Here is a 4,119-nt window from a genome sequence, read left to right on the forward strand (position 1 = left end):
TCTGCCAGTTCATTTTCTTTTTTATAAAATAGCCAGGAAAGACCAATTCCAATGAGTCCGGCAAATACTGCAATGGCGGCTAATGGATAATTAATATGAGTTTCAAACCCAGTTTTATCTGCACTAATAAATTCACTAAATGGAATAAACCCACCCACAATACTTAAAAAGGCTAATATTAAAAGCGGAGTAGTCATAGACCATGGAGATTCGTGTGGTTTATTTTGGTAAGCCCCTTCTTTTCCCCAAAATATTCCAAAATAGATTCTAAAAATGTAAAATGCGGTAAGACCGGCTACGAATAATCCAATGATATACAGGAACTTATTGTGTTCAAAAGCAGCTACAAGAATTTCATCTTTACTCCAAAATCCGGCTAAAGGGGGCACCCCTGCAATGGCCAGGGCCGCTATTAAAAATGTAATATTAGTAACTGGCATATACTTTCGTAATCCCCCCATGTCCTTAAGGAAATTACTATGGATAGCATGAATCACAGAACCAGCGCATAAAAACAACAATGCCTTAAACATGGCATGAGTAAACAGATGGAACATAGATGCCATATAGCCCAATCCTTCATGCCCTTCGTATCCTGAAACCCCCAGGGCCATCATCATATAGCCCAATTGCGACATGGTTGAAAATGCCAGGACCCGTTTGATATCTGTTTGTGTGATTGCAATTACAGCGGCAAAAAGAGCAGTAAAAGCTCCTACGAAGGCCACAATATTTAATGCAAAGCCATCTTCAATAAAATAGTACATAGGAAATAAACGAGCTACCAGGTAAACACCTGCAACAACCATGGTAGCCGCGTGGATTAATGCAGAAACCGGTGTTGGTCCTTCCATAGCATCCGGTAACCATATATGCAAGGGGAACATTGCCGATTTTCCGGCCCCGCCGATAAAGATCAAAATCAGCGCCCATGTAAGTGCAGATAGGCCCATGAACGATGTGGATGCCCAGTTTAAAATGCTGGCCCCTTCAGGATTGTTCAAAGTTTCAAAATCAAATGTCCCGGTATAGTAACCAATAATCAAGATTCCTATTAGAAAGCCCAGATCTGCAAAACGAGTAACAATAAAGGCCTTTTTAGCTGCGGCAACCGCAGATTCCTTGGTATAATAATAACCTATTAATAAATAGGAGGATACACCAACCAATTCCCAGAAGATGTAAATTTGGAATAGATTGGTTGCCAAAACCAAGCCATACATGGAAAATGTGAACAAGGATAGAAATGCAAAGTATTTAGTGTAGCCCGGATCACCCTTCATATATCCTCTACTATAAATATGAACCATTAGGGATATAACAGATACTACAATTAACAACATAACAGAAATAGGATCTACCAGAATCCCCATATCAATTCGAAGGCTATCTGAAAAATTCATCCAAACTGTTTTTTCAACAATAGTTTGATAAATCCCTTCTGTTTTCCCGATTACAAAAAAGTAATTATAGGCTGTATATAATGACAGGGAGGTGGAAACAAGTAATCCCAAAACCCCTACATATCCGGAAATCGCCGGTTTAATTTTACTATAAAAAAGCCCGAGGATCAAAAATACCGCCAGCGGTATTAGTGGAATTAAGATTACGTAGTTTAGATTCATACTCGGTTGGATTAGTATTTCATAGTTTCAATGTCCTTGACTTCCACGGAGCTAATTTGCCTGTATAGATTAATAATAATAGAGACGGCAAGAGCTGTTTCTGCAGCTGCTACGGCGATAATAAAAATTGAAAAATAAACGCCCTGCAGGACTTCAGGAAACAAATACTTATTAATGACCACGAAGTTTACTACTGAGGCATTTAGAATTAATTCAACGGAAATTAAAATGGAGATCAGATTGGTTCTTGTGATAAAGCCATATACCCCGATAAAAAATAGGATTGAAGTTACCGTAAGAATTTCATATATGCTTATTCCAGGTATCATTATGGTTGATTATTTTTCTCGGTTAATTTTTCCCCTTTGGCAATTACTATGGCTCCTATCATTGCAGCCAATAAGAGTACACTAATCACCTCGAATGGCAATATAAACCCGCCGGCCCCATAGCTTAGTAGTCCGACACCAATATCTGCCGTGGTGGTAGTTATAGAGTTATTGATCACATTAAAATCATATGTGTAAATGGCCGTTAAAAAAACGCCCAATCCAATTAAACAAGCAAGTGCTGTCACTATTTTTTTAGATGTTTTGGCCATTTCCAATTCCATTTCAATATGGTGTACCAGCAATACTGAAAATATGATGAGCACAACAATTCCACCTGCGTAAACCGTTAGTTGAATTGCAGCAAGAAAATTATAATCTACTAAAAAGAAAATCCCGGCAATACTTACCAGAACAAAAGAGAGGTAAATCACAGAACGAAGCATTTTTCTACTCGTTACTGAAGCTATGCCAAATACTATGATTACGGCAGCCAGGCAATAAAAAACAATTCTTTCCATACTTAATCTTCTACACCGGGTTGTAACTTGGAATCCGGTTCGTTTAAAACTCTTGTAAGTGCAGTTCGGTCATATACAGAATTCTCAAAATTCTGACCCCATTTAATTGCATCTGTAGGGCAGACATCTATACAGAGTCCGCACATGGTGCACATACTTAAATGATATACAAACTGATCTATTTTTTTCTTCTTTTTACCAGTATTCTCATCAATACCCCTGTCCCAGATTATTTCAATTGTTCCATTTGGGCAGGCTATTTCACATTTTTGACAGCCTGTACATCGATGCTCATTATTTTCATTATGTGGCATAATGACCTCACCGCGAAAACGATCAAACATCTTAAGAGTTTCTCTATTATCGGGATATTGCTGAGTAATGGCGCCCTTCCTGGAGGTCACAAAATACTTCCCGGTAACACTCATGCCAGTAAGCAAGGTCTTTATTCCTCTATAGATATCTGAAAAGTAATTCATAATTTTAAAAACTTATAGTTAAATTGAGCCAAACCAATAAGGCCATTATTACTATATTGGCCAGGTTTAGAGGCAATAAATATTTCCATTCCAAGGTAAGTAATTGATCTATTCTTAACCTTGGGAACGTCCACCGAAACCACATCATTAAAAAAACCAGGATAAGAGCTTTTAATAAAAACCAAAATACACCCAATACAGGAATAGATTCTGTTATTCCAAAAGGAGACAACCAGGCACCAAAAAATACAGTAGTGGCAATAGCAGCTATAATAAACATATTAATGAATTCGGCTAAAAAGAAATAGGCAAACTTCATTCCTGAGTATTCTGTGTGAAACCCGGCCCCCAATTCTGATTCGGCTTCAACCATATCAAAAGGAGCCCTGTTTGTTTCTGCAGTACCGGCAATCATATATATCATAAAGGCTATAATTGCAGGGATATGCCCCTGGACAATCAACCAACCCGATTTTTGAACTTCTACAATCTCCGAAAGTTGAAGGCTTCCTGTTATTAAAACCATGGTTAAGAGTGACAGCCCAATTGAGAGTTCGTAGCTAATGGTTTGTACTCCACTGCGCATAGCACCGATCATGGCAAATTTGTTGTTGGAACTCCACCCACCTAATAAAATACCAATAACTCCTATCGATGAGACAGCAATTAGAAAAAAGAGTCCAATATTAATATCGAATGCCTGAAACTCCTTGGTAAAAGGAAAGACACTCAATGCCATTAATGAAGAAATTATTACAAAATAAGGAGCCAAATTATAAAGGAATTTATCTGCCTTGCTAGTACCCGTTAACTCCTTGGAGAGAAGCTTTATGGCATCGGCCATTGTTTGTAACAAACCCTGAAACCCCACTCTATTAGGCCCTATTCTTAATTGAAACCAGGCAGCAACCCTTCTTTCCAGCAAGACCAGGAATAAACCGGCAATTGCAAAAATTCCCAGATAAACAAGCGCGATCAATACCATCTCAGCAATACTGGCTGCCGTTTCGGGCATAATGCTAAAGAGCCAATCGTGAATATTTTTTGTGATACTTAAAGCACTGTTCATATTATTATTTTATCTATCTATATCTGGTATAACAAGATCCAGCGTTGCCATCGTAGCTACCAGGTCGCCTATTTTACCACCAACTGCAATATGGTT

At 38.2% G+C, this 4,119-nt stretch carries 5 protein-coding genes; all 5 read right to left on the bottom strand.

The window, feature by feature from the left end; all coding sequences use genetic code 11:
• Positions 1-1,625, bottom strand: a 1,625-nt coding sequence (gene nuoL / locus WBN20_RS04160) for an NADH-quinone oxidoreductase subunit L (RefSeq protein ID WP_424280811.1), incomplete at its 3' end; no start/stop codon positions are given.
• A gap of 11 nt (positions 1,626-1,636) precedes the next feature.
• On the bottom strand, positions 1,637-1,954 hold the full coding sequence (gene nuoK / locus WBN20_RS04165; protein ID WP_424273020.1) for an NADH-quinone oxidoreductase subunit NuoK: 318 nt from the start codon (positions 1,952-1,954) through the stop codon (positions 1,637-1,639).
• Positions 1,954-2,475 (bottom strand): NADH-quinone oxidoreductase subunit J, encoded by a 522-nt coding sequence (locus WBN20_RS04170; protein WP_424280812.1) that lies wholly within the window; start codon positions 2,473-2,475, stop codon positions 1,954-1,956. The genes nuoK and WBN20_RS04170 overlap by 1 nt, the downstream gene beginning before the upstream one ends.
• A gap of 2 nt (positions 2,476-2,477) precedes the next feature.
• A complete protein-coding gene (locus WBN20_RS04175; RefSeq protein WP_424271601.1) occupies positions 2,478-2,954 on the bottom strand; it encodes a 4Fe-4S binding protein in 477 nt (158 codons plus the stop codon).
• Between the two features lie 4 nt (positions 2,955-2,958).
• Entirely contained in the window at positions 2,959-4,023 is a 1,065-nt protein-coding gene (gene nuoH / locus WBN20_RS04180) for an NADH-quinone oxidoreductase subunit NuoH (RefSeq protein ID WP_424271600.1), read from the bottom strand.
• Between the last annotated feature and the right edge of the window lie 96 nt (positions 4,024-4,119).

The sequence above is a fragment of the Eudoraea sp. genome, assembly GCF_049665975.1.
Classification (GTDB): domain Bacteria; phylum Bacteroidota; class Bacteroidia; order Flavobacteriales; family Flavobacteriaceae; genus Eudoraea.

Excerpts from the sequence above, each read along its gene's own strand:
- nuoK (WP_424273020.1), bottom strand. The coding sequence starts at position 1,954 with ATGATACCTGGAATAAGCATATATGAAATTCTTACGGTAACTTCAATC.
- WBN20_RS04170 (WP_424280812.1), bottom strand. The coding sequence starts at position 2,475 with ATGGAAAGAATTGTTTTTTATTGCCTGGCTGCCGTAATCATAGTATTT.
- WBN20_RS04175 (WP_424271601.1), bottom strand. The coding sequence starts at position 2,954 with ATGAATTACTTTTCAGATATCTATAGAGGAATAAAGACCTTGCTTACT.
- nuoH (WP_424271600.1), bottom strand. The coding sequence starts at position 4,023 with ATGAACAGTGCTTTAAGTATCACAAAAAATATTCACGATTGGCTCTTT.